This window comes from Brevibacillus fluminis (assembly GCF_003710825.1).
Lineage (GTDB): Bacteria > Bacillota > Bacilli > Brevibacillales > Brevibacillaceae > Brevibacillus_D > Brevibacillus_D fluminis.
Genome location: NZ_RHHQ01000008.1, coordinates 558,431 through 584,810 on the forward strand (window position 1 = coordinate 558,431; position 26,380 = coordinate 584,810).

Below are 26,380 nucleotides of genomic sequence, written 5' to 3' on the forward strand. Positions count from 1 at the left end.
TCATCACATATCGGCCGTTTCGGATAATGTGAGCGACATGGAATGCTTTTGCCCGTTAAAGGAATGGCGATCTTCTTCCACAAAATATGCTTTGCTAATGGCAAGCTCTGGCACACTGACGAATATAACCGTTCCTGAAATCACATTGGGTGAACCGGCCAGATTATCGACGGAAAACGTTCGCTTCTCCTTGCCTTGCGTCTCGAGGATCGTGATCGCGCGTTCCATCAGCAGCGCGCGATTCACCTTGTCCTTGACTTTCTCGAAATGCTGCAAAACGCCGTATTTTTGTTGGGAGACCGGATCGTCCGCAATTGCGGTAAACGACTTTTGCTCCTCTCCCGCCTGCAGCTTCACCTTGTTGACCATTTCCTCGATCGAGGCGGAAAACGAATAGTTGACCAGATTGATCCCGCTCTCTACGACCCACTCGATCACATTTTCTTCACGCGGAATCAGGTGGACCTTCCCTTCCCGCGAGAAAAAAGCGTAGCGTTTTCCGGTATGGGTTAACGTTTGTTTTAGAGCATCCATGGCCATGTCAAAGAGAGAATCGCCATCGAATACAAGATTTTTGATGGTATGCTTCGTATCAGCAATGGTGCCGACGGGAATGGAAAAATCGCCACAAAGCTTTTTGATGATGTCTGACGCCTTCTTGCCCGTGAAAACCAGTGAATCCTTGTTTTTCAGCAGGTAGATCATCTGGTCGTAAGCCGTGATGGACAGCTTGCCTGGAGCATAGTCGCATTGAAATACGATTCCGCGAAACACTTCCTTCTCTTCCAAAAACAGCATCATGCCATTGCCGTTTTCCGCGGCGATTTTCTCATGCATGCCCCGGTCTGTGTTGGCCAGCTGAACCTCCAGGGTGCGAGGAGCTTGCGCGCGGCTCCCTGACCACTCCACGCTTTCAACCAGATTGGTGATGTCCAAGGTGTTGCTGTTTTGGATCAGCAATACCTTCAGCGTTTCTTTTCGTTCGGTCATGGGATCACCAGCACCTGATTCGGATAAAGGGCGTAGGGCGATTTGATCTGATTGGCTTTCGCGATTTTCATATGATCAACCCCCAGCTTACGCCCGATTACCCAGAGATTGTCCCCTTTTTTCACGGTGTAGGAACCGGGTTTCGGCTTTTCATCAGGGCGAATCCCTTTGTCGCTGAGTACGGCGGTTGTCTCCCCATCCTCTGTCTTGGTTTCCACCTTGCGCACCTTCATTTGACGATATTGGCGGAGCGAGATGTCGTAATAAAGGCTGCCCACATCGCCCGCCACCTCCCGAATGTCAAACGCTTCAATGGTGACGGAAAAATTCAAATCCATCCCATCATTATTGCTGACGATGAACCGAGCAGGAAACAGACTATTCTTCCACTTCATGATAGTCCGCACAGCAGCCTCCGGATCAGGAATCTCGATGTACTCGCAAAACGGAGCATAATGCCTAGGGAAATGCGAGGAAAAGTCAAAGGTCGTCAGCACAGGGTCCTGGATGATGGACACCTCACCCAGTTTTTGCACCGAGACCGTCTCATTCGCAGAACCTGTCTTGATGGAGAGCTCCGCGGGATTCACGGGAAATTGAATCCATTCATCGTTATTGTTGTAGGTCAGCCACATCTTAACCGACACCGACACCATTCCCTTCCAGGCCCAATCCGATTTCGAGATGGCGCTGCAGCTTTTTCATAAAGCGTTCTTCGTCCGCTTCATTGTGGATATGGACTTCTCCGACCAATTGGGCGATGTGCACCTGATTGCCACCGCTCGCTTGAGCCGCTGGCCCTTGCGAACCGCTGGAGAAGATCGCCGTTTTCTGGGCTGGCGTGAGACTTGGGTTTCCGCTCTGATTGGCGCCGCCTTGCAAAAGTGTCGGAAAAGGAGACCCACCGCTTTTTGGCTGAATGGAAAAGGGCGATGAAGTCGATTGGCCCGCAGGCGTGGAAGGAAGCCAAGGAATTGTTCCTGCTTTGGATGCCCCTTGCTCCTGGGGACTAAACAGCGTGTTCGGCTGCGGATTCAACAACGATTTTAGCGCGGGAGAGGTGGGCGTAGGCTCCGCTAATTTTGACAGCTTCTCCTTCGCCTTTTGATCCTCTTCTACACTCACTTTCATGAGTGTGGTGACGCCACCGGAGAACCTGTTTTTCAAATTTTCGAGAAAGGTACCCAACCCTTTCATCAAGTCTTCTCCAAGCGAGACGATGTCCTTGAGGAAGCCAGTGAAGGTTTCTCGCAAGGTCTGCATGGCCTTCTCCGTATCGCCCGAGGCCCATTCCAGGAGCGCTTTGAAGAGTCCACCGAGAACTTCGAGAATACTTGTCACGGTGTTCCACATCAGCGTGACCCACGTTTTGAGCAGATCAAAAATACCGCCGAAGATTAATTTGAACGACTCCCATAAAGCGGTAAGAGCAACCATGACGGTCGGCATCGCTTTGGTGATCAAGACCTCCAGCGGCGGCCAGATGCTCGCGAAATAGTCCGAAATTTTTGTGAAAATACCTTGGATAAACGCAACCGTTTGCGCCAAAAACGGCTTCATCCACTCGATGACTTCAGCTACCTTTTCGCGTATGCCGCCCCAATTTTTTTGCCAGGCGACTGCCAGCAAGCCGATTGCGATTGCGATCCAGCCGATCGGGTTCGTCAGTGCCATGATCGCAGCTCCCCCGGCGGAGAATGCGCTAATCAGACCCGACACCAAGGTGACCACCTTCGTGATGACCATGAAGGCGGAAAAAGCTGCTACAATGCCAATCAGGTAAGGCTTCAGCTCATCGAAATTGTCGATCAGCCACTTGATCCCTCCGCCAATGGCATCGAAGGCCGGGCTGACGTAGGTCGCCCACATCTCTTGAAAAATAGGGAACAGTTTTTCCGCTTTATCCAGCAAAAATAAGAAGCCGTCCGTGATTTTGCCCAATGCGACAATGGCAAACTCCTTCAGCTTGTCAAAACCGCCGCCGCTTTCGGTCAGCCACCCTTGCAATCGTTTCAGCTGCGGTTTCAAGCGATCCAGCGCCTCTACGCCGGAATCCTGCATGGATACGGCGAAGCCTTCCTGGATAGATTCCCACAGCCCCAAAGCTGTTCCGCCCATTTTGGCCGAGCCTCCTGCGAATTGTTTGTCGACTTTAGCGAGCATTCGGTCGAAGCCTTTCTTACCGTTCACATCTTTTTTGGTGAAGTCGAAGCCGAATTCATTGAGCTTATTCATCTTGCCTTCCTTGGCTTCCGAAAACGCCTCAATGACGGTTTCCAGCTTTTCTCCCTTCAACGCGGCCACATTTTCCGCAATCGCCATATAGTTCATCGCTTTGGTCGTGTCGCCCTTGGCCAGTTCCAGCGTCTTCATCCCGCCTGTTGTGACCTCATCGACGCTGAAGGGATTGAGCACCGCATTTTTCCGCAAGGCGCTCATGTAATCCTTCGTCGCTTGCGTCACTTGTTCAGGCGTGAATTTTTTCTTGTTTTCTTTCACCACTTGACCCATCAAGACCATCTGCTTTTCCAGATCAGCCGCTGCCCCTACTGTCTTCGCGAATATTTGCTGCGGCGCCAGGCCGAACTGTTCCAGCCAGGTTGAAAAGGCCGAGAGCTTTTCGGAGATTTGGCTCATCAAGCTTTTCGGTTTTTCCGCCTCCTGTGCCTCTCCCCCGCTCGCTTGCGCTCCCTGTTGCTGTGGCGGGGTCCGCATTTTTTGGATGAATGCGCGAGTCTTTTGAAACCCGCTAGCCCAGGAGCTCGGTGAAACCAAGCTGCGGAAAAATCCCTTTTTCGCCGGCTGAGCCGCCGCTTGCGCCTGCTGCGCTTGCATCTGCGCTTTGGTCTTGCGCATCAACGCATGGAACTTGCGATTCACGCTCTGCTTTTGAATGGCTTCTTGCAGCTTGGTCATTTGCGCTTTCGGTGCGTTTTGGGCCTGCACCGTTTGCGCTGCTTGCTGGATCTGCTGCCCCTGGGTGTGCGCTTTCGGCTTTTTCAAGAGGACACCGAAATGGCGGTAAGGAATTTGCTTTTTGGCGTTCTGCTGGGCTTGAGCGGCTTGATGCGCCTGCATCTGGGCCGCCGTTTGCTTCATCAACGCGTTGAACTTACGGTTGACCTGATAGCTTTGGTAGGCCGCCCGTATGTTCTCCCGCGCGTTTTTTCCAGCCGTGCTGATCCGTTCACCAGTTGTTTTCCTCCACCCAGAAAATTGGGTCGCCTTTTGGCCAGCCCAGCCTTGAAACGCTTTACTGGCTCGCTGGTAGCGTGCCGTGGGACTATTCGTTCCCGTAAGAGAGGCTTTCGCTCCCGAGCGAACCTTGCGGCCGAGGTGGATCGCTCCGCCCAACTGTCGTCCGATGCTGGCTGCCATCGTACCGGAATTGCGTTTGGCGCTTCGGGACAGGGAGTTCCCCCTTTTCCCTGCTAGTTGGTCTGCGGTGCGGATCGCATGCTCTTTCATGGTTTTAATGCCTTTTCCCAGATCCGTTCGCTGAAAAGATTTTTTCAGCCTCTCCAAACTGCCAGAGATGCCTCCGATTTGCTTGGCGAGATTCCCTCCCGCAGTCGCGGTCATTTTCGCCATTGATTCACCACCTATTACCGTACGTCAGGAGCGGCTTCTAGCAGCTGCGCGTTCCGCACGTTGTTCCGATTCGAGTTCAAGGAATTCTGACGCATAGAGAAAAGCCTTGTGGTAGCTATCCATGGTCCACAAATCTTGTGGCAGCACGTGGTGCTTTTGCCATATACGATGGGAGATCATCGCGTGATAGTCACCACTCTTGATCAGTTTTTTGCGTCTTCGACGAGTTCTTCAAAATCAGTGTCAAAACCGTTTACGCGCTGGACCGCTTGGATCAGTTCTGCATATTCGCCGCCAACGCTGAGGATTTCCTTGAGCAGGTCGCACGGATCAACTAGATTGTAGCTTCGGAGCAGCTCTGCATCCTTGAAATCTGGGTAGACGGTCGACTCAATCGCGAGGCGTGCGGCAAAACGCTTCCAGTCTACGGCTTCCCCCACTTTTTTCCCTTTTTTGATCTGTGGAACCGTGCACTCGTCCTGCAGCTCCTCGATGCGGCGCGTATCGATGGCTTTCAGTACAAACGGGACTGGATTCCCTACCTCGTCCACGTAGCGGCGGGATACCACCACTTCCTCCGTGATCACCTGCTTCGCTTTCCCTTTCATGAAAATGTCCATGGTTCTCGTAGCCGTCATGTGACACATCCTCCTTTGCAAGTTAGGGTTTTTGAAAAAAACAGACACCACACGAGGAAGGCTCCTCCTACGTGGTGTCAGTCATTTGGCTGCGATTTTAGAAATCTTCTTTCAACGCCTCAGGGATTTCCGCCCCTTCAAACGTAAACGGCACTTCTTCTTCCAGCGCTTCCGCTTCCACATCGAACTGACCGATTTTTACGGAGTCGATGTTGCAATTGAGGAGAGTAACGCGTTCCGTACCTCGTCCGCTTCCCGGATCATCCAGAACCCCCTGCAGCGTGAAGTATACCTCTTTGCCGCTGTCAGCGTACTCCAGAATCATCTTGGTGAAACGAGAAGTCACTTTGTACAAGGTGACAGTACCCGTTCCGCTCAGGCCGGTTGTTTTCTTTCCTGTCCAGCGGTTGCCCAAAATGTTGACATCCGCTTTGTTTTTTTCAATCGTCGCTTCAAAGCTTTTGGCGTAGGCAATCTCCTCCCCATTGAGGAAAAGGCGCGCCTCTCTGCCGTTGATCGTATTTTCTGCGCGGAATTTTGCCATCGTTTATCGCACCTCCACATTGAAGAAGAATTTTTCCATGCTGTCGACGGGTTGCACGCCTAGTGTGGCATACACTTCGTCTCCTTGCGATTTGACCGGATCGATCGTAAAGTCTTTGACGAAATCGACATTTTGGATCGCACCGGCGTCCTGCAGGCTGCGGAGATAACCGTTCGCCGCTTCCTTCAGCAGCGCCTGGCCATCGCGGTTGTTATCCAGTTTCCCGATGTAGTTTTGATTGACGACACGGCTGAAATCGTTGGCGATGGCATCGAGGACGCGCAAGACACGGTTCTTGCTGAAACGGCTGTTTTTCGTCTGACCGTATGTAACGAGCGAATTGATATCCTTCTCGACCTTCACTTTCACGCCGTCGTGCATAAACAGGAAGCGCCCGCGCTTCAATGCCGCGACAATTTCGCTGTTCTTCAAGCGCGGATTGGCATCCACAGCCCCCTCGTATTCACTGTAGGTATTGGAATGAATGATCGAAGCACCTGCTGTTGCGCCCGCTACCCAAGCGATCGCGTCCTTTGCGTTCAGACTGGTACCGTCGCTGAGGACGACGCCATTGACCACATTGATGATGCCTTCGTAGTCCGCGTCACAATCGGAGACGACGCCCTGTATTTTTTTGCCCTCTTCTTCCCGCATGCGCTTGATGAACGCAACAAACGATTCCTTCAAACCGCTGCTCTCGACAGGAAAGGCGATCACATCGAAATGCTGGGTTTCCGTCGCCCCCAAATAAGTGGTGTAATCGCTGTTGATCACAGAATTGTTTTTGCCGTTTGCTAGAGGCACCGATGCGTCGATCTCAGGAATCGCACCCGTACCCGAAAACGATACCCACGCATTTGGTTTCAGCTCTACAATCTGTTTGGCCACCTGAGCATCTACTTCTCGGCCCTTGACCAACGTAGTGACGATTTGAAGAGGTTCTGCCTCTGTCGCGTCAGGATGGTTTTCGGTTCGGATCGCAATATCGTTTCCGCGCGTGCCGCCAAATACCGCTGTCGCTGTCAATGCTCCCTGTGTGACCGTCGCCTTTGTGCCCGTGTTAATGCGATAGACCAGCAATGCTTTTGCCCGTTTTTTCGCTTCTCGGATAAAAATCATTTCAGGATCGTTGATATCATAGCCCAGTTTGTCTTTCACATCGGCATCCGTATCGATGCGAATGAAGCTTTGGCTTGGGCCCCAATTCAATTCAAGCGGGACCGTCACCGTACCTCGCTCGCCAGACTGGATGCGTTCCAATGCCGACGCGCGAAAATTCATGTAAAGTCCCGCGCGTACTTTTTCTACCCCTTCAATCCATGTTCCACCTGCCATATTCCTCTAGACCTCCTTGGAAAGAAATTCGCGAATTCGCTCGGTTGCCTCTACCTTCGTGATTTTTGCTTTGGATAACCCATGCATTGCTCCGTCAAACACCTCAACCGGCACATCGAACAAGTCCTTGGCGTTTGCGCGAAGGCGTTCGACCCGGAAGGTTAATTCCTCCACTTGCACGGGTGGGTTTTCCGCCGAGGCCTGGTTCGCTCCCTCCACCTGTGGCTGGGGTTGGCTGTTTGTTTGCTCCTGCGATTTACGTGGCATGATCCTTCACCTGCTCTTCTAATGTAAATTTGCTAACCTTTGGGGAAACGGCACGTTCGTATGAATACCGCTGCCGCCATTTCAGCATCAGCTGGGCGATTCCGTCCTCCGTCACCTGAAACTCGGTTCCATCCAGTCGCAAATACTCACCGGTAGGTATGCCATCACCATCTGCGAGCGGGATCAAATATCGCGCATTCGCAATCGCGAAGGCAAGCGCGTCAGCAAGCGCGAATGCTTGGAGACTGTCCTCGTGATACACTTTTACGGATAGGCTCAACATTCTGACATACGTGCTGGTTGTATCCGGACGATCCGAAATGACGGGCGTCGGCACATAAAGAAAAGGCGGCGTTTTTGTTTCCGGAAGAGGATCCTGGTAAACGGCCGCATCGACGTGCTGTTGGCAAAACTGAATAATCGATGAGATAGCCTGCACGACATGTTCCTCCCGTATCGGATGTGTCCATGCTTTTTTGGCATCACGCCGCTCACAGCTTTCCCGCAAGAAAGGGCGCGGCTTCGTTTGCGAAGATGATCAGGCATCACCCCCTCTCCAGAATAAAAAAGCCTTCCCTACGTCGAGGAAAGGCTAATCAAAGGATCGTTCTCGTATTCCCTTTTTTCCAATGCTACCATCTTACAGAGGGGGCGGATTGAATTCGGTTTGAAAAACACGCAAGTTGTACCTATATATCGCACAAAAAACGCCTAATCAATGCCCAACCAATTTGAAGGTCTTGGAAAGCTGCCACGTGGACGACCCTCCCGTCCGACAAACAAAAAAAGCTTTCCCTCTTTTGGAGAGAAAGCTTGCTTGCGAGTAATAAGGATCTTTTGCCTTGGCCGGTCAGATGATGTTTGCCGCTTTGAGAATACAGGTCACGCTCTCAACCGCATTTTTTTTATAGTAATCATACGTGCTTTTTGGTATATTCAGAATAATTTCATAAATATACTTGTCTTTCTTCTGCTCGACAAAACACTTCTTTAAGATGGTTCGCTTTTCTTCCGGCAACGCTTGAATCGCCATATCGATCGCCTTGCATTTTCGTTCATAATCGAGGATCATGACGGGGCGTTCCTCCCGAAGCAATACCGTGTTCCCGACGATATCACCGTACCTGCCACGGCCATTGATATCCCCACGCGTACCTCTTCCTTCCGTGTTTGCTAAATCGAATTCGTTGTACTGATCGCTCCCCGCCTTATGGTTCAAGGTAAAAATGTCTACTGCTGCTTTCATAAACGGGTAAGCCTTCAGCAGATTTTTGGTGATGGTACGCTCTTCCTCGTTTACGGCAAGGTTAATCAGGTGATTCATCGACTTCTCCCCTTATCACAAATAGAAAACCCGACTAAACAACTTATAATTTGGTAAAAATTGGTTTTTATTTTCATTCTAACCGCTTTCCCTCCATTCTTGCTAGTAAAAAAATATAAAGAAACGGTTATGTATTTGCGAAGCGGACAATACCAGCTTCGGGCATAGACAAAAAAAGACCAGCCGTAAAATGGCTGATCGAAAATGTAAAGTCATGCATTTGCTTCCTCATTGCTTTGATGAATCCGGGTAAGCAGCTGCCGGAACTGGCTCAGCATGCCCGCGAACTCGCCTTCGGATATGCCGCTTTTGGCGAGCAGCGATTCGGGTATGCAATAGGCGCGCTCTTTCAGCGCTTGGCCTTGCTCGGTTAATCGGACAAACACCACCCGCTCATCGGTCTGCGAACGTTGCCGAGTGATCAGACCTGCTGCTTCCATGCGCTTCAGCATCGGCGTCAGCGTACCGGAGTCCAAAAACAGCCGCTCCCCCAGCTCTTTTACATTGCATTCTTCCTGCTCCCAGAGAACGAGCAAAACCAAATACTGCGGATAAGTCAAGCCGAGTTCATCCAGAACCGGCCGGTACAGACGACTGATCTCCCGCGAGCAGGCGTAGATGGAAAAGCAGAGCTGATTGTCCAGCAAAAGCAGGTTTTCTTTCTCCATTACACCGCTTCACCAGCCAGCGTTTTCTCGATGTCCGGTGCGATCGCTTCCGGTTCGGTACGTGCGCCGTATTGCTTGACGATCTGTCCATTCCCGTCCACGAGGAACTTGACGAAATTCCATTCGATATCCCCTGTTTTGTACGGCTCCGGAGTATTTTCGACCAAATACTGATACAGCGGGTGGGCATTCTCGCCTTTGACATCTACTTTTGCAAAAAGTGGGAAGCTGACATTGTAGTTCAATTCGCAGAACGACTGAATTTCTTCTTCTGTTCCCGGCTCTTGGTTCATGAACTGGTTGCAAGGGAAGCCTAGAACGACCAAGCCTTTGTCATGGTACGTTTCGTACAGCTCCTGCAATCCTTTGTAGTGCGGTGTCAGCCCGCATTTGCTTGCGGTATTGACGATCAGCAGCGTTTTTCCTTTGTAGTCAGCCAGCGATTTTTCCTCGTTTTTGATGGTTTTTACGGTGAAATCATGAACGGACATGGTTATTCCTCCCTTTTTGAGTAACACATAATTAAATTGTACACAATTCATTTGTACATAAATATACCGCTAAACGCGGCACGCGTCAACCCGCGTGCTGCACGTCAAGCGGCACATAGAAGCTGCTCAACTTTTTTTCGCATCCACAAGCACATATTGCCGCTGCGGTCGGCCAATCGAGCCGTACTGCAGCGATTCTTGCAGCATGCCTTGCTGCACCATGTACTTTAAATAGTTGCGGACCGTGGACAGGCTTACCCCGGCATCTTGCGCAATCCCCTCCGATGTCATCGGTCCTCCATGCTGCGTGAAACAGGAGTGGATCAACGTCAACGTTTTTTCGTCGATGCCTTTTTGCATGGTGGTTGCCTGCGTTTTCGGGCTGCGCAGCTTCAGCAAATCGTTCAAGATGTCTTGGTTCAGCTCAGCCGTCGAATGGAGCCGTTTCTTGTATTGACTGAATTTGAGCAGCGTCTCTGCGAACCGGTTCAAGTCAAACGGCTTGATCAAATAATCGAATATGCCCAGGCGGAAGCCTTCCTCGACAATTTCGTGCTCCTTTGCCGCCGTAATCAGTACGACATCGCACGGCAGCTTTTGGCTACGGATCACGCGCAGCAGCTCAATTCCCGATTGGTCTGGCAAATAGACGTCCAGCAAAATCAGGTCGGGCAGCTCTTCGGCGATCATCGCCAGCATTTCCTCGCCATTGTGTGCGATGCCGGCCAATTGATATCCTTCCTGCATGTCGACCATCGCCCCATGCATCTTGGCAATTCTGAAATCGTCCTCTACGACCAGGACGCGTAATGGTGAACTCATGTTTCTCCTCCTCCCAGTGGCAATGTGAGCCGGAATGACGCACCATACGCGCTGTCGAGCAACTCCAGCTGCCCGCCGCCAAGCCGCGCCAGCCTCTCCACCAGCGCCAGCCCAAACCCGCGCCCCGTTCCTTTTGTCGTCACGCCATCACGGAAAATATTGTTTTGCAACTCATGCGGAACACCACTCCCATTGTCATGGACCGTAATCATCAGCTGCCCATCACCCGCCTGCATGTACACCTCGATTTGCCCCATCTCCGTACGGTCTGTTTCTTGGCCGATCGACTCGAACGCATTTTCAATCGTATTTCCTAGAAACGTCAATATCAGCTCACGGGCATCCTCCACCTCGGGAATCGCGGTTTTAGCCTCGACGCGCAAAGCAATCCCCAGCTCCCGCGCCCGATGGATTTTGCCAATCAGGACGCCCACGATTGCCGGATCATGGACTTTCGCCAGGAAAAAGTCGAGTAGCTCCTGCTGATCCTCATTGATCTCCTCGATCAGCTCATGAACCATCTCGTACTGTTTGAGTTGGATCAAGCCGGACAGCAAATGCAGCTTGTTCAAAAACTCGTGCCGCTGGCTGCGAATCGAATCGATGTACTGCCCAATATCGAGCAATCGCTCATCGATGCGGGACAGCTCCAGCTTATCCCGGAAGGTAGCTACCGCACCGATCGTTTTCCCGTTCATGGACAGGGGCAGGCAATTCATGACGATCATCGTTTGGCCGACGATCATCGGTTCGTCACGATGGACGATCCCGTCCGCGATAATCTCCGGCAGCCGTGTTGCGCCCAGAACTTCGCGAACGTTCATACCCCGCGGATTTTCACAGGCAAGCTCCAGCATTTTGAGCGCTTCCTTGTTGCAGGTGATGATGATCCCGTCCCGGTTCACCGCAAGTATGCCCTCTCGCGTGGAATTGAGTATCGCTGCCTGTTCATTGGCTAGAAAAGCGATCTCCTCCGGCTCCATGTTCAAGATTTGCTTTTTGATGTGGCCGGACAGCAAGTACGAGCCGCCGATCCCGAACAAGAATGCAAACAGCCCGATGACTGCAAACCAGATGAGAAAGTCGTAAATGTGGTTCCAGATCGTTTCGACCAGAAAGCCTACGGAGACAAGGCCGATCTGCCTGCCCGCCTCGTCGTAAACCGGCGTCTTGCTCCGGACAGAATAACCGAGACTGCCAGTGGACGTCGTCGTAATCTCATGTCCCTGCAGCACTTCCCGGTTCAAATCCTCATCATCGCCGCTAAGCGGGTTCCCGATTTTGGCCGGATTCGTGTGCGTGTAGCGAATGAGCCGCATATCGGTGACAACGATAAATTCTGCGCCGGACTTCTTGCGGATTTTTTCGATGACAGCCTGCAGATGCCCGTCGGCATCGGGGCGAGCAGATACCAGCTCTGCCTTCACCTCCGGCAGCTCGGACACTGACCGCGCCAACATGAGCGCCTGATTCCCGATCTCGGCGAATTTAACATGAATGAACATCCAGGTGACAGGAGCGATGACCAACAGCAGCGCGAACAGGATCGTCATCACGACCAGCACATTCATCTTGGTGCGGAGCTTTACGCCCTTTTTCAGTACGCTTGCCAGCAAGCCGAATTCCTCCGTTGCGTTTATTGTGGAAATGCGCGTAACCGTGTTTACGATTCTTTCTGTCGTAAACTTTTCGATTCTGAATAGCCTCACTATACTAAATTCTACAAGGGATCTGTCAAGTGGCTTCCACACAAAAGAAAGCGGTCACACACCGGTGCTTACGAGCAAGTCGGTGAAGCGAATTTTGGCACCGCTTGCATGAAGCGCCGCAAAAGGGGGAACAGCATCCGCTCTTATATTTTTACTTACACTAAAAACTACCATTTCACATGCGGCTTATTTTCGCCGCTTTGACTGTGCAGCAAAAGCAAACCCAACACCCGGTAATTCATACTTTTACATTGAGACAGGAGGCATCCGGATGTTAGCCATTTTAGGTTTTGTAATGATTGCCATCTTCATGTACTTGATCATGTCCAACCGTTTGTCAGCCTTGATCGCCTTGATCCTCATCCCGCTTTTGACCGCAATTGTAAGCGGATTCGGCGGAGATGTCGGCAAGATGATGATGGACGGCATCAAGTCAATCGCCCCGACCGGCGTCATGTTGATCTTCGGGATTCTGTATTTCGGGATTATGATCGATACGGGCCTGTTCGATCCGCTCGTGTCCAAAACGCTGAAAGTCGTAAAGGGCGATCCGCTCAAAATCGTCATCGGAACCGCACTTTTGGCGCTGTTCGTTTCTTTGGACGGCGATGGCACCACCACCTTTATGATTGTGGTCGCCGCACTCTTCCCGCTGTATCGCCAGCTCGGGATGAACCCGTTGATCCTGACCTGCGTGTCCATCATGGCAAGCGGTGTCATGAACATGCTGCCTTGGGGCGGACCGACTGCTCGTGTCTTGAGTGCGCTGCATCTGGACAGCTCGCAAGTGTTCGTCCCGCTCATTCCAGGCATGATCGTAACAGCGCTGTGGGTGATTTTCGTCGCCTACGTGTTGGGCAAAAAAGAGCGTAAGCGGCTGGGTCACATCAAGCTGCCTGAGAACTTGGACCAGGTCGGCCACGAACGCGAGACTGCCGCTTCTGCTGAAGCCGTAAGCAGGATCCGCCGCCCTAAGCTCCTCTGGTTCAACATGATATTGACTGTCGCTTTGATGATTTCATTAATCACGGACTTGTTACCGCTTACAGTCTTGTTCGTCATCGGGTTTGCCGTCGCGCTGCTCGTCAACTATCCGAACATGGCTGACCAGAAGGAACGGATTTCTACACATGCGGGCAACGCGCTATCAGTCGCTTCCATGGTGTTCGGCGCCGGTATCTTCACCGGCATCCTGACAGGCACCGGCATGGTAAACGCCATGGCCGACGCGCTCGTGCACGTCATCCCGCAATCGTGGGGACCGCATTTCCCTGTCATCACGGCGATCACCAGCGTGCCATTTACTTTCTTTATGTCCAATGACGCGTACTACTTTGGCATCTTGCCACTTTTGAACGAAGCCGCGCACGTCTATGGCATCAGCTCAATTGAAATGGGCCGCGCCTCGCTGATCGGTCAGCAGGTTCACCTGTTGAGCCCGCTCGTCCCGTCGACCTACCTGCTCGTCGGCATGGCCGGCGTCAATTTTGGCGACCATCAAAAATTCACGTTGAAATGGGCCCTCGGTTCCATGGTTGTCATGTTGATTACCTCTCTCGTGATCGGCGTCATCTCTCTCTAATTAGCGAAAAGGTTAAACCCTTCCAACGATGGGTTTAACCTTTTTCTTTGTCCAGCGTCAAGCCGAACCGCTTCAATTCGATGAATATGCCCTCAAGCTGCTTTCCTTTCGGCGTTATCGTGTACTCCACGCGCGGCGGCACTTCCGGATAAACCGTCCGTTCCACGATGCCGTGCTCCTCCAGCTCCCGCAGGCGCAACGACAGCGTTTTGGGGCTGATCCCCTCCATCGACCGCAACAAATCGCTGAATCGAAGCGTCCCTTCGATCAGCAAATCGCGAATGATTAAAAACGTCCATTTGGTGCCAATGACATCAATGGTTTTGGCAATGGGACATGGAACGCCGGGTTCTCCTTTTTCCAGCACGATAGGCTCTTCGTTGTGCATGGACAACCACTCCTTCCCGCTTTTCATCTGATTGGCTATAGCGTATCACATTCGTTCCGTTTCGGAAATGAGTGTACCGGATGATCATTGCTTCCCTTATGGAACAATAAATGCCAGGCGATTGTTAAAATATGTATTGACACGAAAGTAATTAGGAAACATACTATATCCATGACGAACCATACGAATGTATCGAAAAACAACAACTACGCGACCCCTTCGCTCGAGCAGTCCAAGACGCAGCTTGAGCGCTACAAGCTGGACAGTGACCCGCAAGCGGTCCTCGTCGCGGCGAGGCTTATGGCTACAGGCACGATGCTGGGACATGCCGCAGAAGTCCATTTTTCCCGATTCGGTTTATCGACAGGGCGCTATCGTCTATTGGCAGACCTTGAGGATAACGGCGGCGAAGCGCTTCCCTCGCAGCTGGCGGAGCATCTCGGCGTTACCCGTGCCACGGTGACGGGTCTTATTGATATCCTCGAGCGGGATGGGCTGGTAACCAGACGCCCCAGTGCGGAAGATGGCCGTCAAAAAGCCGTCATTTTGACTGCGAAAGGGGAAAAAAAGCTGCTGGACTTGGCCCCGGAGCATTTCGCCCGGCTTGAAGCCATGGTCGGATTGCTAACCATCGAGGAGCGAACCGTGTTTCTCGACCTGATTGACCGTGTGACACAACACATCTCCGCGCTTACCGATGAGAATTGGGAGCCCAAAAAGTAACCACATCAGTAAAGGGCAAAAACGGGCTAGTGAACCTAGCCCCTTTTCACTCACATATAATTAGCTGCCTAATTACATGAAGTTACTGACAAAACAAACCGAAAGGAGGAAATCACATGGGCAACATGAATTCGCTCGCAGCCAAAAGACCCGCCGCAAAGCCATTTGTCCTGTGGCGGGAAGTGGCGATGGCTTACGTCTCCCCCGCTGTCATGGCAGGGATCGGCGGGCTCATCACCGCCAATCGAGATCTGCAGATCGGGGCCTTGACCACGATCGGTGGGGCCTCAGCTCTAGTCGCCTTGCTGATCGGTCTATGGCTGCAAAACAATGGCCGCCGCATTCCGTGGCTCGTGAGCACCAACCGCTTTGCCGTCGTTGGAGCTTTCATGCTGATCGGGATCGTGGTCGGCCTATCCGCCGCGTGGGTCGCCAGCCTTTTGCTGTGGATGTCCCTTGCAGCTGACCAATTGCATTGGTTCGATCGGATCTGGTTGGATTTCCCGATGTCTGCGGCGATCGCCAGCACGCTTATCGCATGGCGGTGGCGTTTGACCAACAAATAAAAAGTGTTTTACACAAAGGAGAGAACCAAAATGATCGTGATCATGGGAGCAAGTGGAACAATTGGACAGGCGCTTTTACAGCGTTTGGGTGAGCTTGGCGTACCTGCAAGGGCGCTTGGCAGAGAACCGGAGAAGCTGCATGCACAAATCAAGTCATACGGATGGCCGCATATTGAAGCAGCGTATGCCGATGCAGCCGACAGCGAATCGCTGCACCGCGCGTTTGTCGGAGCAAGCCAGCTTTTCCTTGTGCTGTCCAACAGTCCGGCACAAATCAAGCTGGAGACTTCCGTCATTCACCAAGCAGTGGAGACCGGCATTGAGCACATCGTAAAAATATCCAGCCCTGCTTTCCATCCAAGCGCACCTGTGGCCGTAGCGGGCTGGCATCAAGAAATCGAGCGCAATCTGGCGGAATCCGGGATCACTCATACTGTCCTGCGCCCCTACGCGTTTATGCAAAACTTGCTGCGATTTGGGCCGACGATTGCGGCAGAAGAGGTCTTTTTCGGTGCGATGGGTCAGACTGCATGCAACTTCGTAGACTGCCGAGATATTGCGGATGTCGCCGCCGAAGCGCTAACGAATCGCGAAGCAACAGGCCGCGTCTACACGCTGACCGGTTCTGAAACGTTCAGTTATCCACAAATTGCCGACAAGCTGTCTGTCGTGCTTGCGCGGCCGATCCGCTACATCAATCTGTACACGGAAGTCTTGCGCCGCGATTTGATTGAGCGAGGAGGCATGCCGTCCTGGCTCGCCAATCACGTCGTAGAAATCCAGGCGATGGCGATAGCACTTCCGGAGACACCGACAGACGATGTTGCGCGACTTCTTGGCAGAGCTCCCCGCACCCTTGACGCATTTTTGCGCGAGCACGCTGGTCATTTCCGGTAATGCAAACAAAGACCATGCGCGTGTGCTGGTCTTTGTTTGTTTTCCTCACTCATTCTCACTTTGCCAAAGCATTTTCTTTTCTGGCCGAAACGATCAGAAACATCGGTCTACGCGCTTCATCTGCCATCAACGGGTCGCTCATCCACTCTTCCGGTGGCAGCGGCTCCTTGACCGCTTGGACGGCGAAGCCGGCTTCGATCAAGTCATTGAAATAGGTGGAGATCGTGCGATGATACTTCACCACGTTATCCGTCAAAAATGCCGTTTGCCTGATTCCCTCCGCCTGATAATGATCGACCGGCCAATGCAGGCGATTGCCGGCTTCATCCATATGCCAGCTCTGCTCTTGGCGTGACGTGAAGATCGGGTGCTCCACGGAAAAGATGAAATCCCCTCCTGGCGGCAAATAGCGGTGCACCTTTCGGCATATGTCCGCAAACGACTCGATGTAATGAAACGCCAGCGAGCTGATCACCACATCAAACTCTTCAGGCAAAAACACGATATCCTCGATCGGTATCCGTATATAGGTAATGGCGGAATCATCCGTCAGCTCGCGGGCCTTTTGCAGCATGTTTTCCGACAGATCGACGCCTACCACGGAGCGCGCATGATGTTCCCGAGCGTAGCGACAGTGCCAGCCATACCCGCATCCTAAATCAAGCACACGTTTGTCCCGTAAATCCGGCAGCAATGATTGCAGTACATGCCACTCACCCGCCGCTTCCAGGCCTTTGAGCGAACGCGGCATTTGCTGATAGGCGGCAAAAAATTGGACATCATCATATTTGTTTTGTTTCATCCGTCATGCATCTCCCCTGCTCGAGTGTGTCTTGATACACGTTAGCCTAGCCCAACACGCTCGCAAGTAAAAGCACACCTTTGATACAGAGGCAAAGTTGTACGCATGGCTGCAGGAAATGTGTGCAACCCTGAAGTTTTACGGTTTTTCCAGCATCGCCCGCGCCGGGGTCTCTTTTTTTACAGGACGGGGCAAAAATCGGTATGCGCAAAAAGCCCCCAGAAAGCAGCCCAACGCTGCGATAATCAAGCTGGTCTGCATACCGCGAAGAAACCCTTGGCTTGCGGCAAAATCCATCGCCGACACGAGCGGACTCTTCATGTGAAACTGGATCAGCGCCCCGGCAAGTGCCACGCTGAAGACGACGCCTACCTGCCGAAACGTGTTGGCCACGCCTGATGCTGTACCGACAAGCTGCGGCGGCACCGAACCCAGCAGCACAATTGCAGCGGGTGGACCCACCAGCGAAACACCGATGCCGACCAGAACTAGCGCCCACCAGTAAGAACCAAAAGCAGTGCCTGCCTGCAGGACAGTAAGCTCCAAAAACCCGATCCCTGCCATAAGCGAACCCGCCATGATCGTAGAACGGTTGCCCATTTTTTGTGCCACGCCCGGCGCGACCAGTGTCGCTATCATGATCGCGACGGTGAGGGCCATCATGTGCAGCCCCGTTTCAGTCGCAGTCAAATGATTGACCTGCTGAAAGTAAATCGGTAGCAGAAACAGCGCGCTAAAAACACCGAACAAGGACAAAAAGTTGACCAAGCAAGCAGTCGTAAAAATCGGGCTGCCAAACAGCGAGAGCGGCAGCATCGGATCGTCAAAACGTTTCTCCCTCCACAGAAAAAGGCTAAAGAACAGGACAAAGCCCGCCAATGCACCGATAATCGTCACCGAACTCCAGCCCGCGGCATTCCCTTCGATCAAGGCATAGGTCAGTTCAAAAACAGCCGCTATAAAGAGGAGCTGGCCCACCACATCGATTTTTCGCCGGCGCATCGCGCTCCCTTCCGCCCGGAACAGCGTGAGGACAAGCAGCGTGAGCACACCGATCGGTACATTGATCCAGAAAATGCTTTGCCAGCCGAAATGATCAATGAAAAATCCGCCGACAGCAGGGCGGGCAGCCAGCGCAATCGCGCTTGCTCCACCCCAAATCCCGATAGCCCGCGAGCGCTCGCGCGGATTTTCATACAGCTCGGAAATGAGCGCAAGCGAGACTGGAATCATGGCAGCCGCACTGATGCCCTGCAAGATTCGACCGACGATCAACACCTCGATGGACTGGGCCAGCGCGCACAGCACAGAGGTAACGGTGAAGCCAATCAGCCCGGCGGCAAACACGTGCTTTTTGCCGAGGCGGTCCCCCAACGTGCCGGCTGTCAGCAAAAGGCACGCATACGTGAGCGCGTAGGAATCAAAGACCCATTGCAGCTTGGTGAGCGATGCGCCAAGATCGTTTTGAATCGAGGTCAACGCCACATTTACGATGGCCGTATCCAAAAAAACGAAAAACAGCCCTACACATAAGCATGCCAGAAACAAATCCGGATGTTCTTTCATTGCCAATCGGTTCATTTGTCAGATCCCCCTTGATCCTCTGTCATCCGGATCACCGCTCTGATCGCTTCTGCGACCGCTGACGGTTCATCTCGCTGCATGCTGTGCCCGCTCGATTCGACAATGAGATGGCGGCTGTTATGCGAAAGTGCCGCGATATCGGCATGCAGCTGGCGCCACATCGCAAACGATGTATCCGAATGGAATTCCTTGCGCCCGGCGGAGAGGACGATCAGCGGCAGGCTGCCGAAATGCTTTCGCTCTGCTTTCACCTGATCCAGGCTCTGCAAAAAGTCGTCGTACGTCCCTTCGATCGCAAACTGCGCCAAAAAGGTTTTGCGAAAATCTTCCTCGACAAGCGGCAGCCATTTTTCATGCTGCTCCTCGTGCGACGGTTCCGCCAATACAAGCCCAGCCACTTCCCCGGGAAATAGATGCGCGTATAGACGAGCGTTGAGCGCACCGAATGAATGCCCCACCATGATATAGGGCGGCGCAATGTTTTCTGCAGCCAGCAATCGGTGCAGGTTCTCCACGATCTTCCGGCTGTGCATCGGATGCGTTCCCCGCTCGCTTTGACCAACCCCCGCCCTGTCATAGCGGAACACATTCGCGATGCCGCTGATTTCGCCGCACACCTTTGACCATGTACGCAAAGGGGCGCCGTATCCCGATTCAAAAATTACAGTCGGAAGATTCTGACATATATCTTCGTACATACAAAACAGTGCGCCGCCGTCGATCGCTACTTTCTTTTCCGTTGTCATCTTGTTCTTGAGCCTCCATTCCCGCTTCTGTATCGCTTCTTCCTATGGCAAGTATAAATTGCCCCAAAAAATTCCATCAATCGCGTGTTTCCGATTATAATGAGTAGTGCGAGCGATAACTGGCGTATTTGAGAGGAGAATCCCATGGAACTGAGGCAATTGGAGTATTTCATGGCTGTCTGTGATGAGCTGCATTTTTCCCGCGCCGCCGAAAAAATGTGCACGACACAGTCGAATTTGAGCCAGCAGATCAAGCTTTTGGAGGGCGAGCTCGGCGTCTTGCTGTTTGACCGGCTGGGTAAGCGAATCGCCATTACGGAAGCGGGCCGTTTGCTGTATGAGCAGAGCCAGCATGTTTTTTCTCATTTGCAGTATGCGCGCGACGCCATTGCAGCATTGCAAACCGCCCAGGGCGGAACATTGTCGATTGGCGTGCTTCCCGGCGATGCCGACCTGCTGTTCAACGCCCTGCTCGTCGAATTCCACAAAACGTATCCGCAGCTCTCCCTGTCCGTGCTGGAAACGACCAAAATTACGGAGCAAATTCTCCAAGGGACGCTCGACATCGGCGTAACCACAACGCCGCCGCCCGATGAGCGGATCACCCGTATCCCGCTGATGCATGAAGAATTCGCACTGGCGATTTGCGCCGACGACCTCTTTGCGAAAAGAAGCAAAATGTCGTTTGCGCAGCTGCAGCACCTCAAATTGGCGATGTTCCCTCCGGATCATCAAGTGCGGCAGGTCATCGACCATTACTGTGCAGAAGCCGGGTTCCGCCTCCAGCCAGGGATTGAAACGACAACCGTTTCCACGCTGCTTTCGCTGGTAGAGCAAGGGATCGGGGCAAGCATCCTGCCTCGCCTGCTGCTCGAAAACCTGGGCAACAAGAAGATCGCAACCATTCCGCTCGTCGATCCTACCCCTAGTCAGGACATTTGCATCATTTACCGCTCCGACCGCTATATGAGCTTCGCTGCGCAAGCCTTCATCGAGACGCTGCAAGCCTATATCCAAAACGCCATCCAGCATGCGGCCCAAGCCCGGGCATAGCGTCCGCAGCGAACAGCCAAACGTGTTACACTGATAAAGGGATTTCGCGTTTTCATCGACGAAAACGACTGTAGATAGGGAAAAATCAGAACATTTCACAAATAAAGGAGGAATCGCAAGTATGAAAGAGAGAGTGACGCGCGAACAGGTTCCGGTAGAACAAACCTGGGATTTGACTGAACTGTTCGCAAACGTGGAAGCATGGGAAAACGAGCTGCAAGCGATTGTCCTGGACTTGCCAGCCATTACCCAATTCAAAGGACAGCTGCACAACGGAGCGGAAGAGCTCCTCGCCACGTTGGAAGCGGAAGAGACCATTGCAATCCGTCTCCAGCGGCTCTCCTCCTATGCGCGCCTTCGCACGTCTGAGGATGGAACCAATCCGGTCAATCAAGCGAATTCCGCTCGCGTAGGGGATGTCGTTTCACAGGTCAATGCAGCACTGTCGTTTATTAGCTCGGAAATTTTGGCGCTGCCGGACGGTACCGTCGAGCGCTATTTGCAAGAAGAACCGGGATTGGCTCCGTTCCGCAAAAATCTTGAGGAATTGCTTGAAACCAAGCCTCACCGTCTGTCGCCGGAAACCGAATCGGTGCTTGCCTCCTTGGGCGAGGTGCTGGGCTCCCCTTACACGGTCTATCAGCGCAGCAAGCTGACGGACATGACGTTCGCTTCCGTGGAAGACAGTGAAGGCGTGACGCGCCCGGTTTCATTCGCACTGTTCGAGACCAACTACGAAATGTCGCCTGACACGACACTGCGCCGCGCAGCCTATGAATCTTTCAGTAATACGCTCCATGCCTACCAAAACACGTTTGCTGCCGCATACGCCACAGAAGTCAAGCGCCAAACCGTGCTGTCCCGCCTGCGCGGCTATGAATCGGTCACCCATATGCTCCTCGCCCCGCAGCACGTGACGATCGACATGTATGAAAACGTGCTGGGGATCATTTTCAAAGAGCTGGCGCCGCACATGCGCCGTTATGCCAGCTTGAAAAAACGGGTGCTTGGCCTCGAGCAGATGCGCTTCTGCGATCTGAAGGCTTCGCTTGATCCTGCATTCAGCCCCACCGTTACTACGGAAGAAGCGGGCGAGCAAATTTTGGCCGCTGTTCAAATCATGGGCCCTGAATATGTGGAGATCATCGAGCAAGCCTTGGCCAATCGCTGGATCGATTACGCCGACAACGTGGGCAAATCGACGGGCGCCTTCTGCTCAAGCTCCTATGACATCCACTCCTACATACTGATCACGTGGGCAAACAATATGCGCAGCACGTTCACGCTGGCGCACGAGCTCGGCCATGCTGGACACTTGATGCTCGCGGCACGTAACCAGCGCTATGCCAACTATCGCCCGTCGCTTTCGTTCATCGAGGCGCCGTCTACAATGAACGAGCTGCTGCTGGCCCAGCACATCACCGCTCAGTCCGACGATCCGCGTCTGAAGCGCTGGGTGATTCTACAGCTGTTGAACACGTATTACCACAATTTCGTTACTCATCTGCTGGAAGGCGAGATGCAGCGCAGAGTCTATGAGGCAGCTGAAGCGAATAAACCGCTCACCGCGAAAAAGCTGTCCGAGCTAAAAGGCCAAGTGCTCGGCGAATTCTGGGGCGATGCCGTAGAATTGGATGCCGGAGCGAGCTTGACCTGGATGCGACAGCCGCATTACTACATGGGGCTTTATCCGTACACATACGCAGCAGGCTTGACCACCTCGACTGCTGTTGCCGCTCGCATTCGCGAGGAAGGCCAGCCTGCAGTCGACCGCTGGCTAGAGGTATTGAAAGCGGGCGGATCGTTGAAGCCGCTTGAGCTGATGAAACTGGCTGGCGTCGATATGTCCACGCCTGAACCGATTCGCACAGCTGTCGCCTATGTTGGCCAGCTGATCGACGAGTTGGAGAAGCTGTTTAACGAGTAACAGCTACTATGCAAAAAGGCTGCCGACCTTGGCAGCCTTTTTTACGTGTGCGGCCCTTTCACCGCATTGTTTTACGGATAAGGGAATAAATCGATTACACGGATGCTTTGTCCGCTCTCATTCGTGAAAACAACATGCTCTCGGTTCAACTCGCGCGGGCTCTCCAAGCCGCAGGCCGCCGCCAGCGAAAACAAGCCTTCCCGCAACTGCAAAATATAGTTCATCACGCGCCACTGCTTCTCCTCAGGCGCTAGTGCCTCCTGGTACTTGGAATCCGTTGTCGTAATCCCGGTCGGGCATTTGCCGGTGTGACATTGCATCGCCATGATGCAGCCATTTGCCATCATGAAGCCGCGTGCGGAATTGACCAAATCCGCCCCCATCGCCATAGCGATCGCCACCTTATCAGGGGTAATCAATTTGCCGGACGCGAAAATCTTCATACGGTCGCGCACGCCGTATTTCCGCGCCGTGTCGTCGAGAATGAGCAGTGCGGGATACAGCGGCAGCCCCATTCCGTCCGCCATCGCTTTGAACGTCGCACCCGAGCCGCCCTCGGAGCCGTCCACGGTGATGAAATCAGGGCAAATATCCAAGTCGACCATCGCCTGAAAAAACGGCTCAAGCCGCTTTGGATCGCCCACGACGATCTTTACGCCTACAGGTTTTCCCCCCGCTTCCTGCAAGGTACTGATGAAACGGAGCGCTTCCTCTGGATTGGTGAGGAACTCGAACCGGTTCGGCGAATTCACCGTTTTGCCTACCGGAACCAAGCGGGCCGCCGCGACTTTTTCCGTAACCTTAGTGCCTTCGAGATGCCCACCGCGGATTTTCGCACCCTGATGGAATTTCAGCTCGAACGCCTTGATATTCGGCATGCTTGCTTTGTGCTTGTACTCTTCAATGGAAAAATGACCGGAATCGTCACGGAAGCCAAACATGCCCGGCCCGATCTGGGAGATGATGTCTACTCCTGTTTCCAGGTGGACTTTGGCGACCCCACCCTCGCCCGTATTGATCCAGGAGCCGCCCGCCATCCGCGCGCCGTTTCCCGTCGATATGATATAATGCTCCCCCACGGCCCCGTAGGAGGTCGCGGAGGCACCGAACATCCCTTTCACCCGCCACGGATGCGCGCGTCTTTCCCCAACGACGATCACATCGTCATCATGCAGCAGCCACGGCTTCACCTGGTCGTCGATGAATTTTTCCCTTCTGGTAAACAGCCCTTCATCCGTAATTTCATACTTCTTCCCCTTGAGCAACGTGTCGTTATCAACCCGAAGCTCACTCGTCAATCGCGGGAACATGGCATTGGACAAGTAGAAGCCCGGTTCGTCAAAATCTCGCTTGCCCCCGAATGAAATCAAATCGGTACGGTATTTCGCTGCAAGCACGAGCCCAACGAAATCGTCCCGCGAAAACGGCTTGCTTTCTGTATCGCTGTCAAACCAATACTGGCGCAGCTCCGGTCCGAGTTTTTCAAGCAAATAGCGCACCCAACCGAGAAACGGGTGAGAACGAATGATCGAATGCTTAGGCTGCTTGGATAGCGCGTACATATAGCCGAAAAAAACAAGCGGCGGTACCAGGATGACCACCAGCACAATGACCAACAGAACATGAACCATCTAGCCTTACCTCCCGAAACGCATCAATCGAATGGAAACTCGCTATAGCATCCCACAAACTGCCAATTCCCATTCGAGCTTAGAAAACCTGGCTACGCCATGCTTTTTGGCGGAGCTGCGGTTGCACTTCTCTACAACCAAAAACGACGGCCACGCCACTTGTTGGCGCAGCCGCCGTCTCCAGCGTTTTCGTTCGTATCCGTCCTCTGTTCCGGCAGACACCCTCTAAGCTTTCCCTCTTACTGCGCGCCACACATACAATTGCGGAAGTAGTCTCACTCTGGTTCGCATTTGCAGGCGCCTTCTCGCAATCGCCTTGTATCTCGTCGTATGCCCAATGACGATATGCTTCCGGTTCAACAGCTCCTGGTCCGTGACCTTCCAAGTATGCCCAGTCCTGTTCGGCCTTCTGATATACACATAGTCGAAATGGTCTGAAGCGTAAATCCGCAGCCCTCTCGCTCGGCATTTCCGAAGGAAACCGACATCCTCGCCAAGCGATCGATCCGGGAAAGGAACGTTCAGGAATAAGCTGCGCCTTGCCATAATCGTGCCCCCAGCGATCCATTTGACGAACCGGTTCTCCTGATGGGGCCGCTGGATCACCAGCAGCTTCCTCCCCTTCAAATACAGGAAATGGGCCAGTTTGCCAACGACGTGCGCTTTTGTGACGATCAACGCACGCAGCTGCCTGACTAGGTAGTGCGGTCCGTAATAGTCATCGTCATCAAACTTGGCGACGAACGGGAAACGCGCCTGCCTGGCACCAAAATTGAGGCATCTGCCAAGTGAGTAAGATTGAGGCAATTGGTACACTCTCACGTTTTTCATAGGCCGGACGAGCGCCCGGTACTGCCCGAGACTCATGCGATCGTTATTTAAGATGATAATCAGTTCTTTATACGGCAAAATTTGATTCTGATAGTTTTCCAGCAGTCTCTTGAAAAATTGCGGACGATTTGTGCAGGTCACGACCGAGACGCCCACCCTGCTGCCTTGCCCTCCTACACTAGTTTTCGCCATCGCGCTTCCCCCTGGTCCCAAGCGCGACATCTGCCGCTTCGGTTCGCAGCACCTTCATTTTTATCAGTCCTCACCTTTCGATAAGCAGCTATCGTACATGCTATTCACGAGAAGGTGGATGTGCGTAGATGGATGAACAAGCGGGAGAGCGGAAATTGATTTATAAAACCGTCTTCCTGAGCCAATCCCCCACGCGAGAGAGCGCTTCCTCTGTTTTTACGATTGAGTCGTGATTGTGACCTGCGATGACGCGGACTTCCGCCTTGCAATGTTTTTCATAAAGCGGTTGATACGCATCAGCGTCGAAAACCTCATCATCAGCCCCGATCATGACAAAGGTAGGCTGGGTCAACCTCGCCAAATAGCTGCCATAATCGTTCCCTACCATGCGCGACAAGGCAAGCCGATAGCTCAGCTGGCACGATTCCGTTCCGTGCAGTTTTTCTACCGGGGTCAGCCTGCGGTAAACGACAGCATGGTTGAAGCGGCGAATGCCGAGCGCATTGAGCAGCATCAATGACAGGTAACGCGGGATGCTCACCTTGGATTCATTGCCGGAACCGTCCTTTCGATCGAGCGGTGCATTGGGGCTCAGTGCCGGTGCAAGCAGCAAATAGGCAAAAATCTCTTGATGGATCGGACGCATGGTTTGCCTGATGGCGGTTGCCCCTCCCGCAGAATGTCCCCCTACGATGATCTTTGCGCCGGGGTGGCGCGTTTGAACGAACCGGAACAAGTCCTCCAAATCATCATCCAGCTGCCCGATGTAATCGATGTCGCCGCGACGAAGGGGCTGATTTCCATACCCGCGTAAATCCGGAAGATACACAGTGGCAAGCCTCTGTTGGGCGATCCATTGGCCAAACTCTCGCAAATACAGGCTCGGTTCTGTAATGCCGTGCAAAAAGATCAGTACGACGTCAGAATGCCCTGCAAAAAATCGGTATGGAAGCTGCGCCCCATCGCGAGCGGTATAGGTTTGAAAGTCTTCTAGGTATGTATGCATAGTGGATGCCCCCTCTCTGAAACTATCATATATGAGGCAGGCTGGGATCGGAAGAAGGATATCTCTCGCTACC

At 53.0% G+C, this 26,380-nt stretch carries 27 protein-coding genes; 6 read left to right on the top strand and 21 right to left on the bottom strand.

Annotated features, from left to right (window positions below; all coding sequences use genetic code 11):
- Positions 1 to 3: 3 nt before the first annotated feature.
- The 13 genes from EDM56_RS11990 to EDM56_RS12050 all read right to left on the bottom strand — a co-directional run bounded on the left by EDM56_RS11990 (position 4) and on the right by EDM56_RS12050 (position 12,286).
- Positions 4 to 990: an XkdQ/YqbQ family protein gene (locus tag EDM56_RS11990; RefSeq protein WP_122918126.1), complete on the bottom strand. Its 987-nt coding sequence runs from the start codon at positions 988 to 990 to the stop codon at positions 4 to 6.
- Entirely contained in the window at positions 987 to 1,637 is a 651-nt protein-coding gene (locus EDM56_RS11995; protein WP_122918294.1) for a LysM peptidoglycan-binding domain-containing protein, read from the bottom strand. The genes EDM56_RS11990 and EDM56_RS11995 overlap by 4 nt, the downstream gene beginning before the upstream one ends.
- Positions 1,627 to 4,581 carry a phage tail protein gene (locus EDM56_RS12000; RefSeq protein ID WP_122918127.1) on the bottom strand — a complete coding sequence of 985 codons (2,955 nt, stop codon included), beginning with the start codon at positions 4,579 to 4,581 and terminating at the stop codon, positions 1,627 to 1,629. The genes EDM56_RS11995 and EDM56_RS12000 overlap by 11 nt, the downstream gene beginning before the upstream one ends.
- Positions 4,582 to 4,784: 203 nt before the next feature.
- On the bottom strand, positions 4,785 to 5,219 hold the full coding sequence (locus tag EDM56_RS12005; RefSeq protein WP_122918128.1) for a phage tail assembly chaperone: 435 nt from the start codon (positions 5,217 to 5,219) through the stop codon (positions 4,785 to 4,787).
- 97 nt (positions 5,220 to 5,316) lie between these two features.
- Positions 5,317 to 5,763, bottom strand: coding sequence for a phage tail tube protein (locus tag EDM56_RS12010; protein ID WP_122918129.1), 447 nt, complete (start codon positions 5,761 to 5,763; stop codon positions 5,317 to 5,319).
- 3 nt (positions 5,764 to 5,766) lie between these two features.
- On the bottom strand, positions 5,767 to 7,098 hold the full coding sequence (locus EDM56_RS12015) for a phage tail sheath family protein (protein ID WP_122918130.1): 1,332 nt from the start codon (positions 7,096 to 7,098) through the stop codon (positions 5,767 to 5,769).
- A 6-nt stretch (positions 7,099 to 7,104) separates the two neighbouring features.
- On the bottom strand, positions 7,105 to 7,365 hold the full coding sequence (locus EDM56_RS12020) for a YqzN/YkzM domain-containing protein (RefSeq protein ID WP_122918131.1): 261 nt from the start codon (positions 7,363 to 7,365) through the stop codon (positions 7,105 to 7,107).
- Positions 7,355 to 7,804 (bottom strand): hypothetical protein, encoded by a 450-nt coding sequence (locus EDM56_RS12025; RefSeq protein ID WP_122918132.1) that lies wholly within the window; start codon positions 7,802 to 7,804, stop codon positions 7,355 to 7,357. The genes EDM56_RS12020 and EDM56_RS12025 overlap by 11 nt, the downstream gene beginning before the upstream one ends.
- 411 nt (positions 7,805 to 8,215) lie before the next feature.
- A complete protein-coding gene (locus EDM56_RS12030; protein WP_122918133.1) occupies positions 8,216 to 8,689 on the bottom strand; it encodes a hypothetical protein in 474 nt (157 codons plus the stop codon).
- Positions 8,690 to 8,901: 212 nt separating this feature from the next.
- Positions 8,902 to 9,357, bottom strand: coding sequence for a MarR family winged helix-turn-helix transcriptional regulator (locus tag EDM56_RS12035; protein WP_122918134.1), 456 nt, complete (start codon positions 9,355 to 9,357; stop codon positions 8,902 to 8,904).
- On the bottom strand, positions 9,357 to 9,848 hold the full coding sequence (locus EDM56_RS12040) for a glutathione peroxidase (protein ID WP_122918135.1): 492 nt from the start codon (positions 9,846 to 9,848) through the stop codon (positions 9,357 to 9,359). Before EDM56_RS12040 ends, EDM56_RS12035 begins: the two co-directional genes overlap by 1 nt.
- Positions 9,849 to 9,974: 126 nt before the next feature.
- On the bottom strand, positions 9,975 to 10,670 hold the full coding sequence (locus EDM56_RS12045) for a response regulator (RefSeq protein WP_122918136.1): 696 nt from the start codon (positions 10,668 to 10,670) through the stop codon (positions 9,975 to 9,977).
- Complete coding sequence (locus tag EDM56_RS12050) at positions 10,667 to 12,286, bottom strand: ATP-binding protein (protein WP_148040382.1); 1,620 nt, start codon at positions 12,284 to 12,286, stop codon at positions 10,667 to 10,669. The genes EDM56_RS12045 and EDM56_RS12050 overlap by 4 nt, the downstream gene beginning before the upstream one ends.
- Positions 12,287 to 12,650: 364 nt before the next feature.
- Here EDM56_RS12050 and EDM56_RS12055 point away from each other — a divergent pair, with 364 nt between their 5' ends.
- Positions 12,651 to 13,961 carry a CitMHS family transporter gene (locus tag EDM56_RS12055; protein WP_122918138.1) on the top strand — a complete coding sequence of 437 codons (1,311 nt, stop codon included), beginning with the start codon at positions 12,651 to 12,653 and terminating at the stop codon, positions 13,959 to 13,961.
- A 34-nt stretch (positions 13,962 to 13,995) separates the two neighbouring features.
- On the opposite strand, the gene EDM56_RS12060 is transcribed toward EDM56_RS12055, so the two are convergent.
- A complete protein-coding gene (locus tag EDM56_RS12060; protein ID WP_122918139.1) occupies positions 13,996 to 14,349 on the bottom strand; it encodes a winged helix-turn-helix transcriptional regulator in 354 nt (117 codons plus the stop codon).
- A gap of 171 nt (positions 14,350 to 14,520) precedes the next feature.
- Between EDM56_RS12060 and EDM56_RS12065 the strand changes: the two genes are divergently transcribed.
- The 3 genes from EDM56_RS12065 to EDM56_RS12075 all read left to right on the top strand — a co-directional run bounded on the left by EDM56_RS12065 (position 14,521) and on the right by EDM56_RS12075 (position 16,535).
- Positions 14,521 to 15,072, top strand: a complete 552-nt coding sequence (locus EDM56_RS12065) for a MarR family winged helix-turn-helix transcriptional regulator (protein WP_122918140.1) — start codon at positions 14,521 to 14,523, stop codon at positions 15,070 to 15,072.
- A 116-nt stretch (positions 15,073 to 15,188) separates the two neighbouring features.
- The gene (locus EDM56_RS12070; protein ID WP_122918141.1) at positions 15,189 to 15,638 is read left to right on the top strand and encodes a hypothetical protein; all 450 of its coding nucleotides are present in this window, start codon (positions 15,189 to 15,191) and stop codon (positions 15,636 to 15,638) included.
- A gap of 30 nt (positions 15,639 to 15,668) precedes the next feature.
- Positions 15,669 to 16,535, top strand: coding sequence for an NmrA family NAD(P)-binding protein (locus EDM56_RS12075; protein ID WP_122918142.1), 867 nt, complete (start codon positions 15,669 to 15,671; stop codon positions 16,533 to 16,535).
- A 55-nt stretch (positions 16,536 to 16,590) separates the two neighbouring features.
- On the opposite strand, the gene EDM56_RS12080 is transcribed toward EDM56_RS12075, so the two are convergent.
- The 3 genes from EDM56_RS12080 to EDM56_RS12090 form a co-directional block, all read right to left on the bottom strand.
- Positions 16,591 to 17,337, bottom strand: a complete 747-nt coding sequence (locus EDM56_RS12080; protein WP_122918143.1) for a class I SAM-dependent methyltransferase — start codon at positions 17,335 to 17,337, stop codon at positions 16,591 to 16,593.
- Between the two features lie 138 nt (positions 17,338 to 17,475).
- Positions 17,476 to 18,918, bottom strand: coding sequence for an MFS transporter (locus EDM56_RS12085; RefSeq protein ID WP_122918144.1), 1,443 nt, complete (start codon positions 18,916 to 18,918; stop codon positions 17,476 to 17,478).
- Positions 18,915 to 19,667 carry an alpha/beta fold hydrolase gene (locus EDM56_RS12090; RefSeq protein ID WP_122918145.1) on the bottom strand — a complete coding sequence of 251 codons (753 nt, stop codon included), beginning with the start codon at positions 19,665 to 19,667 and terminating at the stop codon, positions 18,915 to 18,917. The genes EDM56_RS12085 and EDM56_RS12090 overlap by 4 nt, the downstream gene beginning before the upstream one ends.
- Before the next feature lie 144 nt (positions 19,668 to 19,811).
- On the opposite strand from EDM56_RS12090, the gene EDM56_RS12095 reads away from it, so the two are divergent.
- Both EDM56_RS12095 and pepF read left to right on the top strand, forming a co-directional pair.
- Positions 19,812 to 20,720 carry a LysR family transcriptional regulator gene (locus tag EDM56_RS12095; RefSeq protein ID WP_122918146.1) on the top strand — a complete coding sequence of 303 codons (909 nt, stop codon included), beginning with the start codon at positions 19,812 to 19,814 and terminating at the stop codon, positions 20,718 to 20,720.
- Positions 20,721 to 20,841: 121 nt separating this feature from the next.
- Positions 20,842 to 22,647 carry an oligoendopeptidase F gene (gene pepF, locus EDM56_RS12100; RefSeq protein WP_122918147.1) on the top strand — a complete coding sequence of 602 codons (1,806 nt, stop codon included), beginning with the start codon at positions 20,842 to 20,844 and terminating at the stop codon, positions 22,645 to 22,647.
- Positions 22,648 to 22,718: 71 nt separating this feature from the next.
- Here the strand turns inward: pepF and EDM56_RS12105 are convergent, their stop codons facing one another.
- The 4 genes from EDM56_RS12105 to EDM56_RS12115 all read right to left on the bottom strand — a co-directional run bounded on the left by EDM56_RS12105 (position 22,719) and on the right by EDM56_RS12115 (position 26,307).
- Positions 22,719 to 24,278 carry an FMN-binding glutamate synthase family protein gene (locus EDM56_RS12105; RefSeq protein WP_122918148.1) on the bottom strand — a complete coding sequence of 520 codons (1,560 nt, stop codon included), beginning with the start codon at positions 24,276 to 24,278 and terminating at the stop codon, positions 22,719 to 22,721.
- A 42-nt stretch (positions 24,279 to 24,320) separates the two neighbouring features.
- The gene (locus tag EDM56_RS31175) at positions 24,321 to 24,500 is read right to left on the bottom strand and encodes a hypothetical protein (protein WP_148040383.1); all 180 of its coding nucleotides are present in this window, start codon (positions 24,498 to 24,500) and stop codon (positions 24,321 to 24,323) included.
- Positions 24,501 to 24,503: 3 nt separating this feature from the next.
- On the bottom strand, positions 24,504 to 25,301 hold the full coding sequence (locus EDM56_RS12110) for a glycosyltransferase family 2 protein (RefSeq protein ID WP_122918149.1): 798 nt from the start codon (positions 25,299 to 25,301) through the stop codon (positions 24,504 to 24,506).
- Positions 25,302 to 25,461: 160 nt separating this feature from the next.
- On the bottom strand, positions 25,462 to 26,307 hold the full coding sequence (locus tag EDM56_RS12115) for an alpha/beta hydrolase (protein WP_122918150.1): 846 nt from the start codon (positions 26,305 to 26,307) through the stop codon (positions 25,462 to 25,464).
- Positions 26,308 to 26,380: the final 73 nt, after the last annotated feature.